This window comes from Pseudomonas sp. SWRI179, from assembly GCF_014268705.1.
GTDB classification, from domain to species: domain Bacteria; phylum Pseudomonadota; class Gammaproteobacteria; order Pseudomonadales; family Pseudomonadaceae; genus Aquipseudomonas; species Aquipseudomonas zanjanensis.
Genome location: NZ_JABWRA010000029.1, coordinates 1 through 25,540, shown reverse-complemented (window position 1 = coordinate 25,540; position 25,540 = coordinate 1). Strand labels below are relative to the sequence as shown.

Genomic DNA, 25,540 nt, shown 5'->3' with positions numbered 1-25,540 from the left:
CTCCTTAGCGATTCTGCTCGGGGTTCCATTGGCTGTAGCGCTGGCCCCGCAGGAACTGCCAGAGCCCGATGCTCATGCCCGCCAGCGTCACCAGCACGAACGCCGCCAGGCGAAAGGGCCGGGGCAACCGGTGGCCGGCGTCCATCAAGCCGATCAGTGCCATGGCGTAGCCGAGCAACTGCGCCACCAGGCTCAGGCGATAGAACGGATGGTCGTCCCACAGCCAGGCGTTGCTCAGCAACAGCGGCAAGAGCAACACTGGCGCGAGGCGGCGGATCAATTTGTGGCTGATCAACCCGATGGCGTAGAGACCGTGACGCAGCGGGTTAAGTAGCTCCCGGCGCTGGGCCAGGCTCTGCAACCCGCCCACGGTGACCCGCTGGCGCCGGCGAAACTGCTTGTCGGCTTCGTCCACGCCCTGGTCGGTCACCCGGGCCCGGGGCACATAGACGATGGATTTGCCGGCGGCCGGCGCGCAGGTGCTGAGGAAAAAATCATCGTTGACTTGCGCCGGTATCGGTTGGAACAAAACCCGGCGCAGCGCCAACAGGGCACCGTCGGCCGAAACCATGCAATCGGTGCGGCTCTCCACCCGCCGCAACCAGCCTTCGTAGTGCCGATACAGGCTATCGCCCAGGCTCAGGCCCTTGCCCGGCACGGGAATCTCCATATGGCCGGCACAGGCGCCAACCTCAGGATCCCCTAGCGGTGCCAGCAGATGGCCGAGGGTGTCGGGAAACCATTGATTGTCGGCATCGGTGAACACCAGGATCTCGCCGCTGCTGTGGGCCACGCCGGTATTGAGGGCGGCCGCCTTGCCCTGGCGTGGCAGGTCGAGCACGGTAATTCGCGGGTCGATGACGTTGCGCGCGCAGGCCACCGTGTCGTCCGTGGAACCGTCACTGGCAAGGATGATTTGCAGCGAGCGCGCCGGGTAATCCTGGGCCAGCAGCGTGCGCAATTTCGCCTCGATGTGCCGCGCCTCGTTATGGGCAGCAATGATGATGCTGACGTCCATGGGCACTGCCGTGATGTAGCGGCGTACCGGAAACAGCGGAGTGAGCAAGGTCAACAGCACGGGGTAGCCGAGGTAGGCGTACACCGGTAGCAACAGGCAAGACCAATACAGATATTCAGCCACGGGCAGGTCTCCTGACGTTCCGTTGGAAAAGATTGAGCAGCAGCGCGGCACCGGTCAGGTGCAGGCGCACCCCGTGCAAGGTCCACAGTTGCAAGGCCAGGCGCGGGTCGCGTTGGCTCTGGCGCAGGCTCAGCACCAAGGCCGGCAATGTGCTGATGAACAACAGCATCAGCCCCAGGCGCGCCTGGCCCTGAAGCAGGGCGATCAGTGCCAGCAAATCCATGCCCCAGGTGCCAATGGACAGCGCGGGGAAGCGCAGCAGGCGCAGGCTCGGCCCGTGGCTGCGCAACAACTGCCAGTGACTGCCCTGGCGCCACAGCTCCTTGCTCATCCATTCGCGCCAGCTGCCTTCATAGCCCCAGTGCAGGGCCACGCTTTCGTTGACCAGCAACAACTGCGCACCGGCCTGGCGCAGGCGCAGGGAGAAATCCTTGTCTTCACCCGTGCGCAGGGTCTCGTCGAAACCGTCGACCCGTTCGAACCAGGCGCGACGCATCAACAGATTGGCGCTGGGTAACCATTGGACGCGATGCAAGGGGCGGGAGCCCGGACGCTGACTGCGGCGCTGCCAAGCCTGTGCGAACCACGGCGCTTGGCCGGGCGTGTCCAGGTCAAGCCCCAGCACATCGCCCTGGCGGCCTTCCATTTCGAGCAGTGACTTGAGCCAGTCGGCCGGCATTTCCATGTCGGCGTCGATGAACGCCAGCCATTCCCCACTGGCGACCGCCGCGCCACGGTTGCGCAGGGCACCGATGTGCACGCCAGGTACGATCAACACCCGCGCGCCCAGCTCGTTGGCGATGCGCGGGCCATGGTCGTCGGAGCCGTTGTCCACCACGATCAACTCGCAATCCTGCCGCGCCTGGCGAGCCGCTTCCTGCGCCGCCAGCAGTGTGCGGCCGATGTGCCGGGCCTCGTTGTACATCGGGATAATGATGCTTACGCGGCTCATGAACGGGCCTCCCGCGGCTCGGCCTGTTCGGCGTCGTAGCGCAAAATGCTGGTCAAGGCGAGCATGATCCACAGCAACTTGTGGTTCGGCGCGCTGAGGAACATCAGGAACAACGCCAGCGACAGGAAACTCATGCCCAAGTGCGTCAGCAGGTCCGCCTGGGCCCAGTCCCTACGCTGGAGCCAGAGTTGGCGCGCGCGCATCAGGTTATAGAGGCCCAGCCCAATCGTAGCGACAAACATCAAGCCGCCTGGTACGCCGATTTCGCTGAAGATTTCCAGGTAGGTGTTATGGGCCTGGCGGTACAGATCGCCCATTTTGCGATTGGCCGAGAATGCTTTCGCGTAGCCGGTGGGGGCGTAGTGCTGCGGAAACGTCCCGGGGCCGGAACCGAGAATCGGGTTCTCTCGGATCATCTGGCTGCCCACCACAATGTAGGAGGCGCGACGACCCAAGGAACCGTCCTTGTGGGCATTGGTGCCGGAACTGAGGATGCTCAACGACTGGATGCGCGCCACGTAGCCAGCCGGCATCACGGCGACTGTCACCGGAACCATGAGTGCCAGGCCGAGCATCGCGAACCCCAGGTGCCGAGGACGTATGCGAGGTAGCTGCGCCCGATAGTGATACAAGCCGATCATCAGACTGAGCAACAGCACAACCAGCCCTGAACGCGATTCTGTCTTCGTCATCCCGCCCAACAACAGGATGAAAGCGCCACCCCAGAACAACCGGTGCAACAGGTTCTGGCTGCGTAGGGTCAGCAGCAATGCCAGCGGTACGGTAAAGGCAATCAACAGGGCAAAGGCGTTCGGGTCTTCCAGCAAACCCGAGGCGCGGCCCTGATCCTGGTACCGGGCTGAAAACATCGCGAGCACGCAGGCCGTGGCGACGCTCACCGTCATCAGCCGGGCGAACATATCCAGGTTCAGCTCGCGGCCGATCAGCAGCGCGATCACAAACAGAATCAGCCCGACGGCGAGTTCTCGCAGATGCGTCAGGGACACGCCGATGTTTTCCGAGATCAACAGGCTCAGGCCATACAACGCCATGAAGCCGAGTAACGGCTTCCAGATATTGCTGCGCAAGCGCGTCCCAGGGATCTGGTGCAAGGCCAACTGCAGCATCAGGATCAGGATCAGCGCCACGCCGAGGAATTTGCTGCCGGAAAACGCGTTGTCCTTGAACAGGCCTTCGAACGGCAGCAGCGCGGCAATGCCTAGCAAACCCCAGCTGGGCTTGCGGTACAGCATGGCGACGCCCACCAGGCCGAACACTGCGCCCGGTGCCAGGAACGGATAAGGACTGGCCAACAATGCCAGGCAGACCAGCCCCAGCAGACTGACGATCGAGAGCGGGACGATCATGGCCGAGCCTCCCGTGCCGTGCGGATATAGAGTTGTGACCAGCGTTCGGCCAGCGTGCGCAGGTCGTAGCGGTCGCGTTGGGTGCACCGCGCGTTGTCGGCGAGGATCTGCGCCAGGGGCGGTTCGCTGAACAGCGTTTCGATCTGGCTGGCCAGCGCCTCGCTGTCGGCCGGTGTAGCGAGCAGGCCGTTGTGGCGGTCTTGCAGGATATCGGGAATGCCGCCGACGCCGAACGCCACCACCGGCACGCCGGCCTGCATGGCTTCGAGCAGGATCATCGGCGTGCCTTCGGTGCGTGAACTGATCACCAGCGCATCGAGGCGGCTCCACCAGCCGTTCATGTCTGTCTGATAACCAGGCAGTTCGATGCGCGTGGGCAGCCCGGCATCGGTGATGCGTTTGAGCAAGGACTGGCGTTCCGGGCCGTCGCCAAGCATCACCGCGTGCAGCGACGCATGGCGCTGGCACAGCGGGATCATCGCGTCGAGGAACAGGTCCGGGCCCTTCTCGCTGCTCAACCGACCGACGTAGCCGACCCGCCAGCGCTGCCTGTCGGCGTGGTGGGGCAGCGGCGTCGTGACGGCGGGCAGGCCGTTGGGGATCACATCGAGTTTTTCCGCCCGCACGCTGGCCTGGCGGTGCAGCGCCGCGATGCTTTCGGCCACGCAAACCACACGCTTGACCGGCGCGGTACGGCACAGTTGCAGGCTCAGCCACGTATAGAACCGCTGCTTTGGACTGCGCGGCGTGAAGCCGTGCTGGGTAATCACCAGCGGCAGGCGCAGCATCGTGGCCGCCGACCAGCCGAACAACAGACCCTTGAAGTTGTGGGTATTGATCAGTGGTCGCTCGGCGCGCCGTTGCCGCAAATGTTGCAACAACTCGGCCCAACTGGCGCAGTGGTGGCAATCGACTCCGGCCTGGCGGAACCGCGTGATCAAGGTCGGCGGCGCCGCCAGAAACACCACCTGATGTTGGCCGGGTGTCGCCAGGCAATGATCGAGCAGCATCCGCTCGGCCCCATAGAAGCCGCCGCTGTCGAGCAGATGAATGATCGACAAGGGGCTGTCATGGCGGGACGGGCCGAACGGCGCGTTCAATTTCTCACCCAATGGACAAGGCTGGGCAGGCTCCAGTTGCGGTGTGGATTGATCTGCTCGGGTGACTGCTCGTTGATCACCAGCAAGACCGGCAGATCCAGTTGCTGGCTGATTTGCGCTGGGTGCTTGAAGCGATGGTCGAAGAACTCACGCACGTAGACCAGGGCGATCGCCAGCAGCAGGCCACTGAACATGCCGAAGACAATGATCAGCATCGGCTTGGGAAAGGCCGCGGCGGTGGGTTCGAACGGCGGGCTCAGGACCCGGGCGTTGGACAGGTCGTTGTCCAGCGAACGCGCGGTGCTGGCCTCGGCGAAGCGTTGGGCATACGTCGAGAAGGCCGCATGCAGGGCGTTGATCTCGGTGTCCATCTGCCGCAGCTTGCTCTGGGTTTCCTGCAACTGGTGGATGCGTTCCTTGAAGGCTGCGATGCGTTCGACTTTCTGGTTGATCACCGAGCTGACCACCGCCAGGTCGGTGGTGCGTTCCTGGATGCGGTTGTTCACCACTTTGAGGAATTGCTGGCGAGTGCGCACGATCTGCTCCCGGGCCAGCAGCATCGGTTCGCTGCTGGGTTGGAAGATCGCCAGGTCGTTCATGTAGCGGCTCACCTGGCTGGTCAATTGCTCGCCCATTTGCCGGATTTCCCGGTCTTCGAAGGCAATGTTGTCCACGGTGGTGGTGAAGGTGAACGGGAAGGTGTAGTCGTTGAACCGCGAGCTGTTCGCCGCCGCCAGGCTGGTCTTGAGGTAATCGAGCCAGCGTTGGCTTTGCAGCAAGCGATCCTGGTACAGGTTCAAGGCCTGTTCCTCGGTGTTGATCGCATTCAAGCGGAACGTGATTTCTTCCTTGGGATCGGAAGAGCCGACGCCTTCAAGCAGCGTCAGGCGGTTGCCTTCCAAGCCGTCAAGGCGCGTCTGGTATTGGGCTTTCTTCTGCTCGTAGAAGGTCTGCGGCAGTTCGATCGACTGCAGGTCCTGGCGGTTGCTGAGGTAGTTCTGCAGCAGTTGCGCCACGAACCGGGTGCCTTGGGCCGGATCGCCGAAGCTGTAGACGATGGAGATGACGTTGGAGCCGGGCAGGGTCTCGATCTTCAGGTTCTCGATGGCCTCGTCGGTCAGGGTATCGAGCACGGTGTCGCGCACCGGATCGACCTCAAGCCCCAGGCCATCGCGCAGCGGATTGACGACGTACTCGCGCAGGGGCTGGGTGATGTAGCGCTTGAGCGGTTCACTCACCCATTTGTTGAGAATGCCGGGGCTTGGGGTGTATTCACCCTGTTCGCGCAGGACACTGATGGTCTGCCGGATCAGCGCCGGCGAGCGCAGGATGTTGCTCTCGGTTTCCATGTCCGCCAGGGACGGCGGGATGAAGGTGGCGTTTTCCTGGTTCAGCGACGTGGTGGCGTCGCCCTGGGAGAGCTTTTTCGACTGGACGATCACCTGGGCGGTGATGTCGAAGCTCTGCTTGAGCATCAACGGCAGCACCAGGGCGATCATGGCGAAAATCAGGAAGACGCGCTTCACCCACTGCTTGTTGGCAAAGAAGATCCTGAAGAACTCGTGCAGATAGTTTTCCTTGGGGTTCATGATCATTCACCTGGGTCAGTTGCCGCTGCTGTCGTTGTCGAGGTCGTAGCCGAAGCTGACGCCAACGCCCTGGAACAGCACCACGTCGGCCAGTTGCCTGGCCATTTCACCGGCTTTGGCCAAGCCGGTCTTGGGCACATACAGCATGTCTTCCGGTTGCAGGTAGGCGATCTGCGAGGCGTCACCGCTCAGGGCCTTCTCCACGTCGTAGTGGCGGGCTTCAACCTGATTGCCGTTGCGACGCATGATCACCACCGAGTCGAGCCTTGCCTTGACGTTGGTGCCACGAGCCAGGGTCAGGGCCTCGAGGACCGAGATCGGCCGGCGGATTGGGTAGGAACCCGGCTGCGCCACTTCGCCGAGGACATAGATCTCGTTGCCGGCGGTGGACTTGAGCAGCACATCCACCGTCATGTGGCCGGGCAGCTGCGCGTAGCGCTCGTTGAGGAAGGTTTCCAGTTGGGTGACGGTCATGCCTTGCAACGGCACCGAGCCGATTTCCGGGAAGCTGGCGTAGCCATCCCGGCCCACGATGATTTCCCGGCTCATGCCCGTGGCCGGGTGGGTCAGGGTGTTGCGCAAGTTCGTCTCGCCGGACAGCGGGCTCGTCACCAAAACGGTCAATTGGTTGCGGTTGGGTTGGAACAGCATCTTCTGGTTGTAGGCACGCTGCACCGCCAGACGGGCTTCGTCGGTGGTCAGGCCGGCGACTTTCACCGAGGTGTTGGCGCCCGGCAGTTCGATGCTGCCGTCGGGCATCACCTGTTGCGTGCCGTTGAGCTGGCTGGCGGCGGTGAAGTTCAAGGCAACCTGATCGCCAGGTTGTACTCGATAAGCCTGGGACGAGGTGGTGTCGATGTGAAAAATCACATCCAGCACATCCTGGGGCCTCAGGGTTTGTTCGACCCTGGGCATGTCGGTGGCCTGGGCGTTGGCCGGCGCGGCCGTGAGGATCTGCACCGGCATCGAGCGGGTATCGGTGGTGCTGGAGCAACCGGCAAGCGGCAGCAACAGCAGGACAAGCATCTTGGCGTTCATCTCGTCATCCTTTTGCAGGCTTACAGGTTGTTGTAGAGCCACTTGGGCATGTAGTACTTGCGGCGGTTGAACACGCTGCCGACCACTTTCGCGCCGGCTTGGGACAGGCGCTGGCGGGTGGCCTGGGCCACTTCCCAGCGGGTGTCTTCACCGCGCACCACCAGCACCACGCCATCCACCTGGGTGCTGAGCACCAGGGTGTCGCTGGCCGAATACACCGCGTCGCCGTCGATCACCACAAAGCGGTATTGCGCCGCCAGTTGCCTGAACAACGGACGCAGGCGCTCGGGGCTCAGGTGGTCGGCATTGCGGCCGAGGCGACCGTGGGGCAGCACGTCGAAGGGCAGGCTGGACGCCTGCACCACGCAATCCTGCAACAGGGGCGGGGCAAGGCTGTTGAACAACAGGTCGGTGAAGCCGCGCTCCTTGTGCAACGACAGCTGTTGGCTGAGGTTGCGCGGTGACTGGCTGGCATCCACCAGCAGGACGCGACCGTTGCTCATCTGCGCCAGTTGCGCGGCGAGTGCCATGGCGCTGGTGCTGGTGCCAGTGCCGGTGTTGGCGGACGTCAAGAGCAGGATCCGCAGGGAAGGGTCGAGCACGGTCGAGGTCAGGTTGGTCTCGCTCGGGCTGGCTATGGTCAGGATATTCGTTGAACCGTCCATTTAACTCGCTCCGTGGCCGCTGAAAACTTTGAAGGGGGTTAGCATCAGGATCTTCAAATCCAGCCACAGGCTTTGTTCAGCGATATAGCTGAGGTCCAATTCCACGCGCTGGTCGAAGTCGATATTGCTGCGCCCGGAGATCTGCCACAGGCCGGTCATGCCGGGGTAGATGCTCAGGCGCACAAGATGGTTGTCCTTGTAGCGATAGGCGTTGAACGAGGTCGGCCGCGGGCCCACCAGGCGCATGTCGCCGGTCACTACGTTGATCAGGTTCGGCAGTTCGTCGAGGCTGCTGCGACGCAGGAACCGGCCGATGGGCGTGATGCGCGGGTCGTTGTCGATCTTGAAATCGATGGCATCGGCGCCGTGTTTGTTGAGGTGGCGCAGCGACTCCTTGAGGGCCTCGGCGTCGGCGACCATGGTGCGGAACTTGTACATGCCGAACACCCGCCCGCGATAACCGGTGCGCTTCTGTACGAATAGCACCGGGCCCGGGCTGGAAAATTTGACCAGCAGTGCCAGGCCCAGCAACAGCGGGCAGAACACCACCAGGATCGCCAGTGCGCCGAGGCAGGCCACGACACGGTTGGTGCGCGAGACCGTCCAGGGCCGGCCGCCGTCGCGACCGGTCAACCATCCACGGCCCTGGCGGTGGATGGCCGCGTCCAGGCGCCTGCGGTGGTCGGGATCGACACGTTTGTCGCGCCCGGGGGCGTTGATCTCGATGGCTTGTTCATGTCGGGTCATAGACTCCTCCGCTGAGGTTGGGCCGCGAGCGGCGCGTGGGCAGGCAGTGGGTAGTAATCGAGGAACCACTGGATGAAACGACCCAGGCCGTCGTCCAGTGCGATGCACGGCCGGAAACCGGTGGCCCGTGCCAGGTCGCTGGCATCGGCGCAGGTGTTGAGTACATCGCCGGCTTGCAGGGGCAGCAGTTCGATGCGAGCGGTTCGTCCCAGGTGTTTTTCCAGCAGCGCGACATAGGTGCGCAGCGCCACCGGGTGCTGGCCGCCGATGTTGTAGATCCGCCAGGGCGCGCGGCTGGTGGCCGGGTCCGGTTGTTCGTGATCCAGCAAGGGCGTGACCTGGGGCGCACGGTCGATCAGGCGGGCGATGCTTTCGACGATGTCGTCGATGTAGGTGAAATCCCGCTGGTGCTCGCCGTGGTTGAACAGTTGCAGCCCCCGGTCTTCGGCGATGGCGCGGGCAAACTGGATCGGCGACATGTCCGGCCGGCCCCAAGGGCCGTACACCGTAAAGAACCGCAGGCCGGTGCAGGGAATGCCAAACAGGTGGCTGTAGCTGTGGGCCATCAGTTCGTTGGCTTTTTTACTCGCCGCATACAGCGATAACGGGTGGTCGACATTGTCCTGGACTGAATAGGGAATGCGCGTGTTGGCGCCGTACACCGAGCTCGAGGAGGCGTAGATCAAATGCTTGACGGGATACCGGCGGCAGTTTTCCAGGATGTTCAGGAACCCGGTGATGTTGCTGTCGACATAGGCCTGGGGGTTTTCCAGGGAGTAGCGCACGCCGGCCTGGGCCGCGAGATGAATCACCACGTCCGGGCGCCGGGTTTGGAACAGTTCATCAATGGCCGGCGCGTCGGCCAGGTCGAGCCGCGCCAAGGGGAAGCTGCCGACCTGGCCGTTCACCCAGGCCATGCGGTCGTGCTTGAGTTGCGGGTCGTAGTAGTCGTTGAAATTGTCCAGCCCGCACACCCGATGGCCGTCGCGCAGCAGCCGCAGCACGACGTGGGCGCCGATGAAACCGGCTGCGCCGGTGACCAGGATGTTCATGCTTGTGGCCTTGGTGCCAGGGGGCTGGGCACGGTGTGGCGCAGCCCGATACCGCGATACAACAGCCCGGCGGCGGCCAGGTGTTCGGGGTTGTACAGGTTGCGGCCATCGATGATCACCCGGGCGCGCAACTTGCTGGCCAGCAGGTCGAAATCCACCACGCGAAAGTTCTTCCACTCAGTGCAGATCACCAGGGCATCGGCGTCTTCCAAGGTGTCATCGCGGGTCGCGCAGAGGTTGAGGTCTTTGCGATAGCCGTAGAGGCGACGGCATTCGGACATGGCTTCCGGATCGTAGGCCTGGACCCGTGCGCCTTCGCGCCACAGGGCTTCCATCAGGTAGCGGCTGGGGGCTTCGCGCATGTCATCGGTGTTGGGCTTGAACGCCAGGCCCCAGATGGCAATCGACTTGCCGGCCAAGCCATCCTGGAACTGCTTGGCCAGTTTTTCGAAGAGGATGTGCCGCTGGCTGTCGTTGACGTCGGTGACGCTGCGCAGCAGGCGCAGCGGCATGCCGCTTTGTTCGGCGGTGTGCAGCAGGGCCCGCAGGTCCTTGGGAAAGCACGAACCGCCGAAACCGCAGCCAGGGTAGATGAAGTGATAACCGATGCGCGGGTCCGAGCCGATGCCTTTGCGCACCGCTTCGATGTCGGCGCCCAACCGTTCGGTGAGGTTGGCCAGTTCGTTCATGAAACTGATGCGGGTGGCGAGCATGGCGTTGGCGGCGTACTTGGTCAGTTCGGCGCTGCGGTTGTCCATGAACATCAGTTTTTCGTGGTTGCGGCAGAAGGGCGCGTAGAGCTCGGTCATCTGGTCGCGGGCCACTGGATCGGCGGTGCCGACGATGATCCGGTCCGGACGCATGCAATCGGCCAGGGCGCTGCCTTCCTTGAGAAACTCGGGATTGGACACGACGCGTACGTTCAGCTGTTTCAGGCCGCGCCGGGCCAATGCCTGGCGGGCGCATTCGGCCACCTTGTCGGCGGTGCCCACCGGCACGGTGGACTTGATGACCAGGGTGCGGTCGCTGTCCATGAAATCGGCGATCTGCCGGGTGACGGCCAGCACATGGCTGAGGTCGGCCGAGCCGTCTTCATCGGCGGGCGTGCCGACGGCGATGAAGATCAACTCGCCATGATTGACCGCGTCGCTGGCCTGGGAGCTGAACGACAAGCGTCCGGCCTTGATGTTGTCTTCGAGCAGATTGGACAGCCCCGGCTCGCTGATGGTTGGCACAGCCTGTTGCAGTTGCCGGATCTTGTTCGGGTCGATATCGATGCACAAAACGCGGTGTCCGACGTCGGCCATTGCAGCCGCCTGGATCAGCCCGACATACCCCGTACCAAATACGCTCACGTCCATTTTTGGCGCGCCTCGCAAACCGAATGATGTAACTCGGATGAAACTGTTTAGAGGGGTATAGCGCAGCTTCAGAAAAGCGTGTCAGCAAAATGACAGTTGTCAGTGTTGGCAATTCATGTGAAATCGGGCCTTTTGATATCAAGTCATTGACTGTCCTAGCAAAGTGGCTGTTTTGCTGGGGATGGCCGGCATTTAACAAAGCGATAGACGGTCGTTATCCATAGATTTTTATATTTTGTTACCTGTTTTCGTGTCGTTTTTGGGGTAACTTTTTTTTGACGCGTGTTGTGGGGGACGTTTCTTGCGCTTTGCAAATCGGCTGCTAACGTGCAGGAACGAAGCGCTTTCGACACCGCGATCCGGGCGAGGAAAACATGACCCGCTACCTCAAGGAATTGCTGCTGTTTTTGTACCTGCTCAAGGGGTACGACGCTTACCTCGAGCGTCTCGACGCGTTGGGCCTGGGCTTGGCGACCGTGCTGTTCGGCGCCATGTTCGTGGTGTTGGTGCTGGCGCTGTGGATGAGCGCCTACATTCGCCAGACGTTGGTGAGGCATGTGTTTGCCTTGGCGTTGTTTGTTTCGGCGGTGTTTTTCGAGGTGTACACCCGAGTCACGGACAGTTACCTGACCTACAGCCAGTTCGTTTCGCTGGTGTACTCGGGAGGCTTTATCCAGGAGGCGGCCTATCAGTACCGCGAGGTGATCATCAACGCGGTGATCGGGGGCTTGTTACTGTTGTTCGGCATCGCTCTCAAACCTCGACGAACGCTGCGAGTGCCCGGTTATCTGCCTGTGGTCGCGCCCGTGCTGGGGGTGATGTTGCTCAGTGGCGTGTTGTTCGTGCGGGCGGGCGAAGGTGCGCGCGGCCTGCCGGTGATGTACACGCCGTTGGCCTATTTGAATCTCCTTGCCTATGAGTCCTTGCACAGCACGATCGGTCCCCGGGAGCCGGTCACCCTAACGCGGCGATCATCCTTGATCGAACAGGACATAGTGCTGATCATCGATGAAAGCGTCGGCGGCAATTACCTGGATATCAACACGCCGTTTGGCGTGCGCAGCGGCCTGAAAACGCCGCCCGAGGGCGTGGATATGTTCAATTTCGGCTACGCGGCGTCCATTGCCAACTGCAGCGCCGATACCAATGTCACCTTGCGCTACGGGGGGACGCGGACCGACTACATACGCATCAACAGCACTCGGCCGTCGATCTGGCAGTACGCCAAAAAGGCCGGCTTGCGTACCGTCTACATCGACGCCCAGCGCACCGGCGGCAACTTGCAGAACCTGATGACCGAGTTGGAAAAACAGGACATCGATGAGTTCGTCCAATTCGACCAGACCAGCGTGCGCGACCGCGACATGGCGGCGGCGGCGAAGTTGATCGAACTGCTGGACGATCACCAGGCTGAACTGGTGGTGATCAACAAGGTGGGGGCGCATTTTCCGGTACACGACAAATACCCCGACGACTTCATGAACTACCGCCCGACCTTGCCGCGCGGGCAGTTCCAGGAAGTGGCCGATACCGGCAGCCGCGACGGCTTCGATGGGCAGAAAGATGACTGGTTGCTGTACCGCAACGCGTACCAGAACACCTTGCTGTGGAATGTTGGCGAGTTCTTCAAGCGAGTCTTCCAGCAGGCCGATTTGAGCCGAGCGGTGCTGATTTACACCTCCGATCATGGCCAGGATCTGCACGAGCGTGGCAATCCTGGGCTCAACACTCATTGTGGTGGCGACCCGATGCCCGAAGAGGGGTTGGTGCCGTTGGTGGTGATCCAGGGCCGTCAGTTGGATAGTCTTGATTGGCGTGGCGCCTGGGCGCGGAACAAGGATCGTTCGAGTCACTACAACATCTTTCCGACGCTGTTGCAGTTGATGGGGTATGACCCGGTTGGGGTTGAATCGGTTTATGGCAGGTCGTTGAGCCAGCCGACGGAGGATGAGTTTACGTTCAACTATCGTTTCAACGCGCGGTTGGGGGCGAAACCGGCTTGGAAGCATATTGACCTGGACCATATCGTGACGCCGCAGCCTGGCCAGGCCGAAATGGCGGCGGGGCATTGATTGAAGGCCCCCATGCGCTGGGCTCTTTGTGGGAGCGAGCCTGCTCGCGATGTCGGAGGGTCAGTTTGCGATGATGTTGGATACCCACAAGGTCTTGCACGACCCTGTGGCGAGGGAGCTTGCTCCCGCTGGGTCGCGCAGCGGCCCCAAAAAAGCGATGAGCGCTGCGCACTCAAGCGGGAGCAAGCTCCCTCGCCACAAAAGCGACCCAGCCATCACGCCACGGATTGATCAACGGTAAGCCCTGTGGGAGCGAGCCTGCTCGCGATGGCGGTGGGTGAGTGGGTGGGAGGTGTTGAGTGCGCCCAACCTCCGCTATCCTGAGCCTCACGCCCACCCGTCGAGGCTGCCCATGCTGGAAGTCCGCCAAGTGTTCAAAAGCTACCCCACGCCCCAAGGCCCGTTGCCGGTGCTGCAGGGTGTCGACCTGACCCTGATGCCCGGCAGCAGCCTGGCGCTGATGGGGGAATCTGGCAGCGGCAAGAGTACCTTGCTGCATTTGGTTGCCGGGCTGGACAAGGTCGATCGCGGGAGCATTCGCAGTGGCGAATATCGACTCGACGGCATGAGTGAAAGCCAGCTGGCGAATTGGCGGCGCACGGAAATCGGCCTGGTGTTCCAGCAGTTCAACCTCATCAGCAGCTTGTCGGTGGAAGATAACCTGGCGTTCCAGGCCCGCTTGTGCGGTCGCTATGACGCGGCCTGGCAAGCCCATCTGGTGCAGCGGCTCGGGCTTTCAGGGTTGCTGCGGCGTTACCCCGAGCAGCTTTCCGGCGGCCAGCAGCAACGGGTGGCGCTGGGTCGGGCGCTGGCTTCTCGACCGCCCTTGTTGCTGGCTGACGAACCCACCGGCAGCCTCGACGAAGCCACCAGTGACGAAGTGCTGCAACTGTTGCTGGAACTGCTGGAGGGCAGCCCCACCAGCCTGTTGATGGTGACCCACAGTCCCCGGGTAGCGGCTCGCCTGGCCCAACGCGTGGTATTGCATGGCGGACGGTTGGCGCAGGTGGCCCAGGGGTGATGATTTTCCGCCAGGCCCTCAAGGCCCTGCTCAGCCATTGGCGCCAGCACCCGGTGCAGTTCTTCAGCGTGTTGACTGGCCTCTGGCTCGCCACCAGCCTGCTCACCGGCGTGCAAGCGCTGAACAGTCAGGCCCGGGACAGCTACGCCCGCGCCAGCCAACTGATCGGCGGCGAACCCCAGGCCAGCCTCACTGCACCCGGCGGCGGCACCTTCCCTCAACAATGGTTTGTCGATTTGCGGCGCCAGGGCTGGCCGGTGTCGCCGGTGTTGCAGGCCCGGGTGGTGCTCAAGGGGCACGAGGACCAGCGTCTGCAACTGATGGGCATCGACCCGGTGTCGATGCCGCCCGGTGCGGCGTTGGCGGGACAGGCGCGGGAGATGGGCGAGGTGGTGGAGTTCTTTACCAGTCCCGGTCGTACCTGGATCGCCCCGCAGACTTTGCAGGCCCTGGGGCTGGGTGAGGGCGACCAGCCCCAAACCGCCGATGGACGACCCCTGCCGCCGCTGCATGTCCAAATGGACATGGCGCCGGGCATGCTGTTGATGGACATCGGGTTTGCCCAAGCGGTACTCGGAATGCCGGACCAGCTGTCGCGGCTGCTGTTGCCCGCGACGTTCAGCGCCGCGCTGCCGGAGGCGTTCGGCGATCGACTGCAATTCAAGCGCGCCGATGAAGAAAACAACCTCTCGCGCCTGACCGAAAGTTTCCACCTGAACCTCGACGCCCTGGGCATTTTATCCTTCGTGGTGGGGCTGTTCATCGTTCACGCGGCCATCGGCCTGGCGCTCGAACAGCGCCGCAGTCTGTTGCGAACCCTGCGGGCCTGTGGCGTCAGTGCGCGGGTACTGGTCACCAGCCTGGTGGTTGAGCTGGGCGGGTTGGCCTTGCTCGGTGGGATCGCCGGGGTGCTCAGCGGCTATTGGCTGGCGAGCCTGTTATTGCCCGATGTCGCGGCGAGCCTGCGGGGTTTGTACGGCGCCGAGGTGGCCGGGCACTTGAACCTCAGCCCGGCGTGGTGGCTCAGCGGTGTCGGCCTGAGCTTGCTTGGCGCGCTGCTGGCCGGCGCCGACAGCCTGTTGCGGGCGGCGCGCCTGCCCTTGCTGGCGCTGGCCAATTCCCAAGCCTGGCATCAAGCCCATGGGCGTTGGCTGCGACGCCAGGGTTGGGTGGCGACGGTGGCGGCGTTGATTGCCGCATCGGCGTTGGTCTGGGGCGACAGCCTGGTCAGCGGTTTTGTCCTGATGACCGCCTTGTTGCTGGGCGCGGCGCTGGCCTTGCCGGTGTTGCTCAGCGGCATGCTGACGTGGTTGTTGCGCCGCAGCCGCTCGGTGCTCGGGCAATGGTTTCTCGCCGATTGTCGCCAACAACTGCCGACCCTGAGCCTCGCGCTGATGGCCCTGCTGTTGGCATTGGCGGCGAACATCGGCGCCGGCAGCATGACCGCCGGCTTTCGCCAGACGTTCAGCAACTGGCTCGAACAACGGCTGAGCGCCGAGTTGTATATCAACCCGCAAACCCCGGCCCAGGCCGAAGAACTGCATACCTGGCTCAAGCAGCAACCAGCGATCACTGCCGTTGTGCCCCTCTGGCAAGTCTCGCTCCCGTTGCAGGGCTGGCCGACGGATATCCACGGCATCCTCGATCACCCTCACTATCGCCAGCATTGGCCGCTGCTGGAATCGTCCGGCGACAAGCCGTGGGAGCAGTTGGCCGCCGCCGACACCCTCATGCTCAGCGAACAACTGGCCCGACGCCTCAAGGTGAGGATCGGCGATCAGTTGACCTTGCCGACGCCGCAGGGACCTTGGGCACTACGCATCGTCGGCATCTACGCCGACTATGGCAATCCCAAGGGCCATGTGCTGGTCAACGTCGAGCACTTGCTGGCGCACTGGCCGAACCTGACGCCGAACCGTTTCAACTTGCGCATTGAACCGCCGGCGATTCCGGCGCTGGTGACGGCATTGCAGGACCGGTTCGGCCTGGATGACAGCCGCATCGTCGACCAGGCCCGGCTCAAGGGCTGGTCGACCCAGGTGTTCGAACGTACCTTCGCCGCCACCGCCGCCCTCAACAGCCTGACCCTGGCGGTAGCCGGGGTGGCGTTGTTCATCAGCCTGCTGACCCAGAGCCAGAGTCGTCTCGGCCAGTTGGCGCCGCTGTGGGCGCTGGGGGTGACGCGTCGGCAGTTGATGTTGCTCAACCTCGGCCAGACCTGGCTACTGGCGCTGCTGACCCTGGTCCTGGCCTTGCCGCTGGGCATTGCCCTGGCCTGGTGCCTGGACGCGGTGATCAATGTGCAGGCTTTCGGCTGGCGCCTGCCGTTGCGGGTGTTCCCATTGCAGTTGGCGCAACTGCTGGCCCTGGCGATGCTCGCCACGCTCCTGGCATCGGCCTGGCCGCTGTATGCGTTGTACCGCTCGCAGCCGGCGGATTTGCTGAGGACCTTTGCCCATGAAGATTAAAGCCGGCCTGTTGCTGCTGGCGTTGCTCAGCGGCTGTGATGACTCGGCGCCGACGCAAAAGGGCTTCGCCGGCCTCGGTGACCAGGCTGTCGCGTTCACGCCGGTCGTGCCTGGGCGGGTGTTCAGTTTCCCGGCCGACCACGGTATGCATGACGGTTTTCGCATCGAATGGTGGTACGTCACCGCCAACCTCAAGGATTCCCAAGGCCGGGAGTTCGGCGTGCAATGGACGCTGTTTCGCAGCGCCTTGGATGCCGCACCCCAAGCCAGCGGTTGGCGCAACCAGGCAATCTGGCTCGGTCATGCGGCGGTCACTTCCGACAGCGTGCACTATGCCGCCGAGCGTTATGCGCGAGGTGGGGTGGGGCAGGCCGGGGTGCAAGTGCAGCCCTTCGAGGCCTGGATCGACGACTGGCAATTCGGCACCCAGGCCTCAGCGGCCGAGCCGTTGGCGGACATGCAATTGAAGGCTCGCGACCGACGCTTCAGCTATGCCTTACGGCTGACGTCGAACCGTCCGTTGGTGTTGCAGGGCGATCAAGGTTTCAGCCAGAAATCCGAACAGGGCCAGGCGTCGTACTACTACAGCCAGCCGTTTTTCCAGGCCGACGGTGAACTGGAAATCGACGGCCAGCGCTACACGGTCAGTGGCCCGGCCTGGCTCGATCGCGAATGGAGCAGCCAGCCCCTGACCGCCAACCAGACCGGCTGGGACTGGTTCTCCCTGCATCTGGACAATGGCCAGCACCTGATGCTCTATCGCATGCGCCACAAGCACGGCGCGCCTTACCTCACGGGCACCTGGATCGATGCCCAGGGCCGGGCGCAAACCCTGCGCGCCGAGGAGATCAGTCTCGCGCCATTGGACACGGCCAAGGTCGCCGGGCGCTCGATGCCGGTACGCTGGGCCATCAAGATCCCCGGCAAGCAACTCGACATCATCACCCAGGCACTCAATCCCAAGGCCTGGATGGACTTGCGCATTCCCTATTGGGAAGGCCCGGTGCGTCTGAGTGGCAACCAGGGCGGCACGGGATACCTGGAAATGACCGGCTACTGAAAATCACTGGAACTCCCCGCGAACGCCGACCCTCATAACCAATGAATGTCTCGCAGGAGTCCGTCATGGGCGATGACCTCAAGCTTCCGTCGCTGGCCGATTGGCAGCGACTGTTCGACGACAAGGCCTACCGGCAGCAGTCCCCCGATGCTCATTTCACTGAGTTGATGCAGGTGGCCAATGACCTGTTCGGCCGCGGCGCCATCGATCTGGCACGCTGGCAGGATTTGAAGACCCAGGCCGAGCAACTGCACCAGCGCTCCCCGGATGCCAATGTCGCCGAAGAAGTCGCCGACCCCGATGCCTGAATCCCGAATGACCCCAGGAGTTCGCCATGAACCACAGCCCCGATCAAACCCGGCCCAACCCGGACGCGCCAGCATTGCCCGGCGAAGTGGAACGCGATAACGATGCCTTGCGGCCCAATGACCCGGCCAAGCGCAAACAGCAACACGGTGACCCTGATGCGGGGGATACCGATGCGCAAAAAACCGGACGGCGTGGATGAAGTGCGTCATGCCGACGGGTATTAAAAAAGAGTTTTTAATGGTTGTTTAATTTTTATTCATGGATAACTTTTTTGTATTTGTCCATGTCTTGTATAACCGGTTGTACGGCTAGTGCAGGAGTTGCCATTCAATACTGTGGCGAGGGAGCTTGCTCCCGCTGGGATGCGAGGCAGCCCCAAAAGCGGCCGCTGCGCGCCCGAGCGGGAGCAAGCTCCCTCGCCACAGGTTCCGCGGTTCGGTCACAATGTAACTGTGCGAGTCATGATCAATCGGCGGCAGTTACGATCAAAGATAAACAATTATTTAAACAGTCTCCCGGACATAGTCTGAAAGTTCCATTATTATTGTCCCCGTTCGCCCAGTGTCAGGCTCTTTACCAGTGCATGGATTGCCGAGGCCGTCGCACTGGGCGAACACCGTCCTGAATCAATGACTTTCAATTATTTGTTTGCACATTGGCCAACAGCGGTGGCCCATGCGTGAGTGGTTGCGCTCGAACATTAGCCGACTATGGGTGAACGCCAGTCATCGGAACCCGAAGTGCCACTGACTTCGTGGGTCCAAGTGATTTTGCGGTACGTGAAATGCACGTCTTCCAGATGGGTGAAGTGCGCGTTCGCCGGGTCCTGGCAGTTGAACATGTAGTCCTTGATTTCCACGATGATCGCGTCGTACAACGTGGTCGTGAAGTAGTGCTCCTGAGCGCCTAGCTTCGAAGTGCGGAACCATTGGATCGAAACCTCTTCCATGAGCTCACCGCTGGTCAGGGCGGCCAGCAACAGCGGTGAGGCTTTGTCGAACACCTTGGTGATGACCAAGGGTTTGTGTATGCGCTGGCCGGTTGGCTGGCCGGATTGAGCGTCGCGCGGGATGATCACTTGGTGCTGGAATCCCTGCACCATGATCTGGTCTTCGTGACCTTCCTGATAGGTATTGCCCACCGAGTCGGCGGTAAACGCACCGGAGGTAATCAGGCCTTGTTTGCTGCCGACGATGGCCATATATGCGGGGGTAGCCAAGGGATGCTCTCCTTCCTGGATAACTAAGGGCCTGGGACGGGAATCGCCCCGAGGTGGCCTGACGGTTATCAAGAGCTGTGCCACTTTCAAAAAAACTATATATATCAATAAGTTGATTTGATGTAAGGCAACTGCTCCCTTCAGGCAAGCAACAAAACGCACAAACCCTTGCCCAGTACATCGCAGATATTCGCGGCCCACCCGGACGCCGTGCTACCCAAGCAGAATCACCAAGGAAGGCGCGCCATACTGCGCGCCTGTCAGGCAACTTCTTGCCATTTGATCCTTCAGCATGTTCCTAGACGCCCAACGCAGCCCTGCACTCATCGATGGAGCGCTGTTGCGTCTGGGCATACAGCCCCAACTCGTCGATGGTCCCTCGCCCCAGCGCCGCCTCGAAAGCCTGGCGGTTGGATTGCCCGGCGTAATGGCTCTGGGCGGCGTCGCCGAGGTTCGACTGGAAGATGCCGGCGGCGCTGACGGGTAGGAAGTCTTCGTACACCAAGGGCTCGGCCCGCAGGTATTGCTGTTCGAGCAAGTGTTCCAGGGTGGTCGCTGCCTCGAGGGTGCCCTTGGCGGCGAGGCCCTTGGGCGTCGGGACATAACGGAAATACGCCAACGCCTGTTGGCGCAGCTCATCGTGGTTATCCGGGAATGCGCCGAAGTGTTCGGCCATCAGCACGTTGTAGCGCCCGGCGTTGGCTTCGTTGGGGAATTCCCCCAGCGCATCGCGCGCGGCGTTCAGCAATTGGTCATAAAGCGCACGGCCTTTGGGTGTGAGCGCGGCGCCGCGTTGTTCGATTTCGCCGAAGCGGGCGCTATGGCTGCCTTGGGGCTGTGTCCGGGTTTGGGGCTGGTCGGTGAAGGCAACGGGTTCATCGAGCGCCTTGAAACTGGTCTGGCGCAGCAGGATCGGGCATTGGCGACGGGGTGGGCCTTCGATCACAGCCTTGGGCGTGATGCCATGCGTGGGCATCCGCGCCTGGACGATGTCGATGTCCAGGGTGCGCGGCGTCAGGTGGTTGATGTGCGGGCCCTTGAACGCCACCACGTCGGCGATCAGGCGATGCTGGGCACTCAGTTGCCGATACTGTTCGGCCGTGACGGTGGCGCTGTGGTGCCAGCGAAAGGTTTCCAGGGCCTGTAGGACAAAGTCCTCGGCTTGGGTTTCGCTCAGGCCGCCCTGGCGTTCGGCCAGGTCAATGAGCTCAAGGGCGCCGGGGGTGAAGATCTGCCGTTTGGCCAACACCGATTCGGCAAAGGCCCGAAGCTCGGCATTCTCGATCAGTTCCAGGCGCAGCAGCGAGGTAAACACCCGGAACGGGCTGACCTGCAAGGCGCTTTCATGCACGGCGCGAAACGCGGTGGAATGCACCGGTACACCGGCTGGCGTGAGGTCGTAGTAGCCCACCGGCTGCATGCCCATGACCGCGAACAGTCGCCCCAGGGTCGCCAGCTCGGCGGCGGTGCCGACGCGGATCGCGCCGTGGCGTTCCAGGTCCAGGCGCTCGAGTTCGCCCGTGTTGCGCAGGTGGGCGGCCAGTTCCGGCTGTTCGCTCAGGACCTGGGCGTTGGTGGCTTCCACCAGCTCCATCAGTGCGCCATACAACGGCACCTCGTCGCGGTACATGTCGGACATCGCTTTGGAGAAGCGTTGGCGGATCAGGTCGGGGCTGACGAAGCTCATCGTGGGAATTCCTGGCGAGGGCTGTGGGAAAGTTGGACGAAAGATCGCAGCCTTCGCCGGTCCCGGCAAACGAAGAATCTTCAGGACTTCATTCTGCCAGGGACTGACCCACCGATTCACCACCGGGCGTTGCTTGCATCATGATCACTGCCCCAATCCCTTGAGAAAGTCACGGTACAGCGCCGCGGTTTTCCCTGGTTGTTCGATCATGGGCAGGTGGCCGATCCCGTCCCAGATTTCCACACGCAAGTCCGCGATGCCCTTGCTCCATGCGGGTACGCTGCTGACGTCGATCACCCGGTCCTGGCGACCCCAGAGCAGCAGCGAAGGGGCACGAATGGCGGCCAAGTGGGGCTCCATTGGCGGGCTGGCGCGAAAGTCGGTGTAGATCTCCGCCAGTTCTTCGCGTTGCTGTACATAACGCTCGGCCACCGCGGCCATGACCATGCCGGGTACCCAGGGCGGCGAGGCCATGGTCATTGCGTAGAACGGCATGAACTCCTCCCGCGAATGCACGAGGGACGGGTTGTGACCGGCGGCCAATTGGCGGTCCATGTCGCTGGGCTGGGGGGAGGTGACACCGGCCGGATTGAGCAGCGCCAGGGTCAGCACGCGGTCAGGCGAAGTGGCTGCCAGCCACGCGGCGAGATGCCCACCCATGGAATTGCCGATCACATGGACCTTGTCCAGGCCGCAGGCGTCGAGCAATTCGATGATTCGCCGGGCCTGGGTCGGGATGTCGTAGCCGCCGCCGGCCTTGAAGCCGGTTTCGCCATGGCCGGGGAGGTCGGGGATCACCACTCGGTAATCACCGACAAAATGTCGGGCAACCCGCAGCCAGAGATTCTTGTCGCCGCTGTAGCCGTGCAGCATCAGAATGCTGGCGGACGCTTCATAAGGCCCGCCCTGCCAGGTCGACACGGTCATTTCACTGATGGGCACGGTGATTTTGCGCAACCGGTAAAGGCGTGCTTCCAAGGCCATGCTCATGTCGTAGATCACATGGCCAATGCCGGGATAGGTCAACCAACTCCAGGCGATAAGTACAGCAATAACCACGAACAACACCAGCATGTTTTGCCCTCCATGGGCTGCGACAGAATGTAATCAAACGGATCAGGCGGTGTTCAGTGAAGCTTAACCCGGGAACATCGTTGCCCAGGAACCTGCTTTGCGAGGTGTCACGGACTTCCTTGTCATATATAGCCAAAATCCGAGCAGAGCCCCGCATTTTGACGAAGAAAATACCCCTGCATTCAGTGGTGGCTATTTGATGCCGCCCTGATAGACTCCAGGCAAGCCCATCCCGATGATTCGGGAAACCCGCGGTGCAGAGGCGTCTATGCAAAAGACGGGAAAAAAGGGACTGTCGTTGGCCAGGAGGCTCTACGTATCGCGCATCCTGGGCCTGACGCTGGGGTTGCTGCTGGTCAGCGCCGCGCTTTATCCCCTCGATCCGCCGCCCTGGGTCTGGGGCTTCATGCTGTTCAATGGCCTGCTCTGGCCGCACCTGTCCTATTGGTGGGCCCGCCGATGCGCGGTGCCGTACCACGCTGAACACCGCAATTTGCTGATCGATGCCTTTCTCGGCGGCTTCTGGGTCGTGGCGATGCAATTCAACCCGCTGCCCACGGCCGTCACGCTGGCGATGATGGCGATGAACAACGTCGCCATCGGTGGTCTGCGTTTCCTGCTCGTCGGGGTTGTGGCCCAAGTGGCGGGCATCGCCGTGGGCATGGTGATCTTCCCGTTGACCGGCGTGCCCATGACCAGCCCGACGCAGATCTATGCTTGTCTGCCGCTGCTGTGCCTGTATCCGATGGCACTGGGTTGGATCTGCTTTCGCCAGGCCTACACCCTGGGGCGGCAGAAACGTGAGTTGCTGGCCCTGAGTCGTACCGACAGCCTGACCGGGTTGCTCAACCATGGCGCCTGGAAAGACCGCCTCAACGAGGAGTTCCAGCGTTGCGGGCGCCATCCTGCGGACGGGACGATCCATGGCGCGATTGCGCTGATCGACATCGACCATTTCAAAGCCATCAATGACACCTATGGCCACGGCGCCGGCGACGTCGTGCTGCGCCGGCTCGGCAAGCTGCTCAGGCAGAACCTGCGCGCAGCCGACATTGTCGGGCGTTATGGTGGCGACGAGTTTTGCGTCGTCTTGCCGGACCTGACCCTGCATAACGCTGTGCAGGCAATGGATGGTTTGCGTGAGCGCTTCGCGACCCTCAGCTACGAGCAGGATCCGGCGCTTAAAGTGAGCCTGAGTATTGGCCTGGCGGTGTTCAACCCGGCGTATGGCGACGCAACGCTTTGGCTCAACGATGCAGACCAGGCGTTGTATGAAGCCAAGACCAGCGGGCGCAACCGGGTCACTTGCCACCGGCATCGGCCGGTGCTGGAAACGTCGGCCGTTTCCCTTTGAGATGGCCACCTGCTGTCTAGAGCCTTGGTTCATTGTCGGGTAGGGTGCCTATGGCACTCTTTCGATACGGAACAAGGATGAAATCATGACGATGACCGCTGTTCGCTCCCGCCTGGCCGTCAGCCTCGGCCTGAGCCTGGCCCTTGGCGCCTTTACCTCCATGGCCTTGGCGCAACCCCATCAACAAATCCTGACCGATGCGCAGCAGTACAAGGGCGAGGCCCTGAAGCTGCTGGAGCGGCTGGTGAACATCGATTCCGGCTCCGGCTATGTACCGGGGCTGACCCAGGTCGGTGACATTGCCATCGATGAATTGAAGCAGTTGGGCGCCACCATCGAGAAGGTGCCCAATTCGGACGGTAGTCAGCACATCCTGGCGACCCTCAAGGGCACCGGTAAAGCAAAAATCCTGCTCATGGCCCACATGGACACGGTGTTCAAGGAGGGCTCGGCGGCCGAACGCCCGTTCCACATCAAGGATGGCCGCGCCTACGGGCCGGGGGTGATGGATGACAAGGGCGGCATCGTCGCCGGGATCTACGCCTTGAAAGTGCTCAAGAATCTCGATTTCAAGAATTACGCGCAAATCACCTTCCTGCTCGACGCCAGCGAGGAAACCGGCTCGGACGTGGCCACCGACCTGATCAAGAAAACCGCCAAGGCCCACGACGTGACCCTCAACCTCGAGCCGGGTCGCCCGGCCGACGGCCTGGTGGTGTGGCGCAAGGGCAGTGCCACGGCGCTGGTGGAGGTCAAGGGCAAGGCGTCCCACGCCGGTGTCGCGCCGGAACTGGGGCGCAATGCGGCGATGGAAGCCGCGCACCAGATTCTGCAATTGGGCAAGCTCGGCGACGCGGAAAAGAAAACCACCATCAACTTCACGGTACTCAAGGCCGGTGACCGGACCAACGTGATCCCCGACCAGGCGAGCGCCAAGGCCGATGTACGCGCGGCGGTACCGGAAGAATTCGACCGTATCGAAAAAGACCTGGCCCGTGTTTCACAGGACAAGCTGATCGCCGATACCGAAGTCACCACCAGCCTCAAGCGCGGCCTGCCGCCAATGCCGCAGACGGCGGAGTCGGACCGATTGATGGCCATGGCCCAGGGCATCTATGGCGAACTGGGGCGCAAACTGACCGAAGAAGGCAGTGGCGGCGCGGCGGACGCCAGTCTGTCAGCCGGGGTCGGTACGCCGACGCTGGATGGGTTTGGCATCGTGGGTGGCAATATCCACACGCCGGAGGAGTACGCCGAAGTCGAGAGCGTGGTGCCAAGGATTTATCTGTTGTCGCGGATGATCATGGAGTTGGCGGGGCGGTAACAGGCCGCTCGTTCAGTCATGACACACATGCTCTTGTGGCGAGGGAGCTTGCTCCCGCTCGGCGCTGTAGGAGCTGTCGAGCGGAGCGAGGCTGCGATCTTTTGATCTTTCGCTTGAGACTCAAGTGTTTGGGGGAAGATCGCAGCCTCGTTGCACTCGACAGCTCCTACACAGCTCCTACAGACCCAGCGGGAGCAAGCTCCCTCGCCACGGGGGGATGCGCTATGTCGAGGGACGGGCTTCGACGTTGTCCAGCGCTCGGTCTGCCAGCTGTCCACTCAATTCGATCAATTGGTGGATGCCCAGGGCAATGTGGCGCCTTGAGCCTTCCAGGTCGAAGGCCAGGTCGTTGAGCATGGCGTTGGCCGAGGCCAGGTTTTCGCTGAGGTTGGCGAGCAGGGTTTCGGTGTCGACACCGTTGGCGACCGTGAAGAGTTGGCCTTCATCAGCCTCGGGTTTGCTGGGTTTGGGCTTGAGGTAGTAGTCGAGGGCGCGGTCGGCGGCTTTGTCGAACGCTTTTGAGTGGGCTGGATCGGTGTCCGGCGGGTTGGGTGTTGGTTTGAACATAGATGAAACTCCAGATAAGAAATTGGAGCCATCACTCTCGCTACCAAACGAAGGGTGGTGGCCATACGAAGGTTGGTAGACCGGTTACCTGGCAACCCGGCGCGTCCGAGAACGCCCTGCGCATGACCACCATAAAACAGAGGACGTAGAAGTCCCTTGCATCAGGATGCACGTGCGCCAGGAAACCGGGCTACCAAACCCGATCGCTGATTTTCAGCGACCCGGAAACAGTAAAGCCCGCCCTCAAGGCGCACAAGCCGGCGGATTCTGGCGTAGTTGTAGGCAATGGCGCAAGGTGAGGTCGTTCGGTCTTACGCCGAGATTAATGCGATAAACATAAGGCTTTTGTGGCGAGGGAGCTTGCTCCCGCTGG

At 62.3% G+C, this 25,540-nt stretch carries 22 protein-coding genes; 8 read left to right on the top strand and 14 right to left on the bottom strand.

Going from position 1 to position 25,540, the window contains the following annotated elements; all coding sequences use genetic code 11:
• Positions 1-4 precede the first annotated feature (4 nt).
• The 10 genes from HU767_RS17235 to HU767_RS17190 are packed head-to-tail and all read right to left on the bottom strand — an operon-like array spanning position 5 to position 11,012.
• Complete coding sequence (locus HU767_RS17235; protein WP_186730071.1) at positions 5-1,141, bottom strand: glycosyltransferase; 1,137 nt, start codon at positions 1,139-1,141, stop codon at positions 5-7.
• Positions 1,134-2,093 carry a glycosyltransferase gene (locus HU767_RS17230; protein WP_186730070.1) on the bottom strand — a complete coding sequence of 320 codons (960 nt, stop codon included), beginning with the start codon at positions 2,091-2,093 and terminating at the stop codon, positions 1,134-1,136. The genes HU767_RS17235 and HU767_RS17230 overlap by 8 nt, the downstream gene beginning before the upstream one ends.
• Entirely contained in the window at positions 2,090-3,460 is a 1,371-nt protein-coding gene (locus HU767_RS17225) for an O-antigen ligase family protein (protein WP_186730069.1), read from the bottom strand. Before HU767_RS17225 ends, HU767_RS17230 begins: the two co-directional genes overlap by 4 nt.
• Positions 3,457-4,560, bottom strand: a complete 1,104-nt coding sequence (locus HU767_RS17220) for a glycosyltransferase family 4 protein (RefSeq protein WP_186708620.1) — start codon at positions 4,558-4,560, stop codon at positions 3,457-3,459. Before HU767_RS17220 ends, HU767_RS17225 begins: the two co-directional genes overlap by 4 nt.
• The gene (locus tag HU767_RS17215; RefSeq protein ID WP_186708622.1) at positions 4,557-6,149 is read right to left on the bottom strand and encodes a Wzz/FepE/Etk N-terminal domain-containing protein; all 1,593 of its coding nucleotides are present in this window, start codon (positions 6,147-6,149) and stop codon (positions 4,557-4,559) included. The genes HU767_RS17220 and HU767_RS17215 overlap by 4 nt, the downstream gene beginning before the upstream one ends.
• 15 nt (positions 6,150-6,164) lie before the next feature.
• Positions 6,165-7,187 carry a polysaccharide biosynthesis/export family protein gene (locus tag HU767_RS17210; RefSeq protein WP_186708624.1) on the bottom strand — a complete coding sequence of 341 codons (1,023 nt, stop codon included), beginning with the start codon at positions 7,185-7,187 and terminating at the stop codon, positions 6,165-6,167.
• Between the two features lie 20 nt (positions 7,188-7,207).
• The gene (locus HU767_RS17205) at positions 7,208-7,852 is read right to left on the bottom strand and encodes a CpsD/CapB family tyrosine-protein kinase (RefSeq protein ID WP_186708626.1); all 645 of its coding nucleotides are present in this window, start codon (positions 7,850-7,852) and stop codon (positions 7,208-7,210) included.
• Complete coding sequence (locus HU767_RS17200; protein ID WP_186708628.1) at positions 7,853-8,599, bottom strand: sugar transferase; 747 nt, start codon at positions 8,597-8,599, stop codon at positions 7,853-7,855.
• Positions 8,596-9,651, bottom strand: a complete 1,056-nt coding sequence (locus tag HU767_RS17195) for an NAD-dependent epimerase (RefSeq protein WP_186730068.1) — start codon at positions 9,649-9,651, stop codon at positions 8,596-8,598. The genes HU767_RS17200 and HU767_RS17195 overlap by 4 nt, the downstream gene beginning before the upstream one ends.
• Complete coding sequence (locus HU767_RS17190; protein ID WP_186708632.1) at positions 9,648-11,012, bottom strand: UDP-glucose/GDP-mannose dehydrogenase family protein; 1,365 nt, start codon at positions 11,010-11,012, stop codon at positions 9,648-9,650. Before HU767_RS17190 ends, HU767_RS17195 begins: the two co-directional genes overlap by 4 nt.
• Before the next feature lie 374 nt (positions 11,013-11,386).
• Here HU767_RS17190 and HU767_RS17185 point away from each other — a divergent pair, with 374 nt between their 5' ends.
• From HU767_RS17185 to HU767_RS17160, 6 genes are all read left to right on the top strand, one after another.
• Positions 11,387-13,084: a sulfatase-like hydrolase/transferase gene (locus HU767_RS17185; protein WP_186708640.1), complete on the top strand. Its 1,698-nt coding sequence runs from the start codon at positions 11,387-11,389 to the stop codon at positions 13,082-13,084.
• A gap of 352 nt (positions 13,085-13,436) precedes the next feature.
• Positions 13,437-14,105, top strand: coding sequence for an ABC transporter ATP-binding protein (locus tag HU767_RS17180; protein ID WP_186708642.1), 669 nt, complete (start codon positions 13,437-13,439; stop codon positions 14,103-14,105).
• A complete protein-coding gene (locus HU767_RS17175; RefSeq protein WP_186708665.1) occupies positions 14,105-16,573 on the top strand; it encodes an FtsX-like permease family protein in 2,469 nt (822 codons plus the stop codon). Before HU767_RS17180 ends, HU767_RS17175 begins: the two co-directional genes overlap by 1 nt.
• Positions 16,563-17,633 carry a lipocalin-like domain-containing protein gene (locus HU767_RS17170; protein ID WP_186708644.1) on the top strand — a complete coding sequence of 357 codons (1,071 nt, stop codon included), beginning with the start codon at positions 16,563-16,565 and terminating at the stop codon, positions 17,631-17,633. The genes HU767_RS17175 and HU767_RS17170 overlap by 11 nt, the downstream gene beginning before the upstream one ends.
• Positions 17,634-17,698: 65 nt before the next feature.
• Positions 17,699-17,941 carry a hypothetical protein gene (locus HU767_RS17165; RefSeq protein ID WP_186730067.1) on the top strand — a complete coding sequence of 81 codons (243 nt, stop codon included), beginning with the start codon at positions 17,699-17,701 and terminating at the stop codon, positions 17,939-17,941.
• 26 nt (positions 17,942-17,967) lie between these two features.
• A complete protein-coding gene (locus HU767_RS17160) occupies positions 17,968-18,141 on the top strand; it encodes a hypothetical protein (RefSeq protein ID WP_186708648.1) in 174 nt (57 codons plus the stop codon).
• Between the two features lie 501 nt (positions 18,142-18,642).
• Here HU767_RS17160 and HU767_RS17155 read toward each other — a convergent pair.
• The 3 genes from HU767_RS17155 to HU767_RS17145 form a co-directional block, all read right to left on the bottom strand.
• Positions 18,643-19,161, bottom strand: a complete 519-nt coding sequence (locus tag HU767_RS17155; protein WP_186708650.1) for an Hcp family type VI secretion system effector — start codon at positions 19,159-19,161, stop codon at positions 18,643-18,645.
• A 298-nt stretch (positions 19,162-19,459) separates the two neighbouring features.
• Entirely contained in the window at positions 19,460-20,848 is a 1,389-nt protein-coding gene (locus tag HU767_RS17150; protein WP_186730066.1) for a VOC family protein, read from the bottom strand.
• 144 nt (positions 20,849-20,992) lie between these two features.
• A complete protein-coding gene (locus HU767_RS17145) occupies positions 20,993-21,922 on the bottom strand; it encodes an alpha/beta fold hydrolase (protein ID WP_186708660.1) in 930 nt (309 codons plus the stop codon).
• 268 nt (positions 21,923-22,190) lie between these two features.
• Between HU767_RS17145 and HU767_RS17140 the strand changes: the two genes are divergently transcribed.
• Together HU767_RS17140 and HU767_RS17135 are read left to right on the top strand one after the other, a co-directional pair.
• A complete protein-coding gene (locus HU767_RS17140) occupies positions 22,191-23,276 on the top strand; it encodes a diguanylate cyclase (protein WP_186730065.1) in 1,086 nt (361 codons plus the stop codon).
• Positions 23,277-23,361: 85 nt separating this feature from the next.
• Complete coding sequence (locus HU767_RS17135) at positions 23,362-24,600, top strand: M20/M25/M40 family metallo-hydrolase (protein WP_186730064.1); 1,239 nt, start codon at positions 23,362-23,364, stop codon at positions 24,598-24,600.
• 222 nt (positions 24,601-24,822) lie between these two features.
• On the opposite strand, the gene HU767_RS17130 is transcribed toward HU767_RS17135, so the two are convergent.
• Positions 24,823-25,167, bottom strand: a complete 345-nt coding sequence (locus HU767_RS17130; protein WP_186730063.1) for a DUF6124 family protein — start codon at positions 25,165-25,167, stop codon at positions 24,823-24,825.
• Between the last annotated feature and the right edge of the window lie 373 nt (positions 25,168-25,540).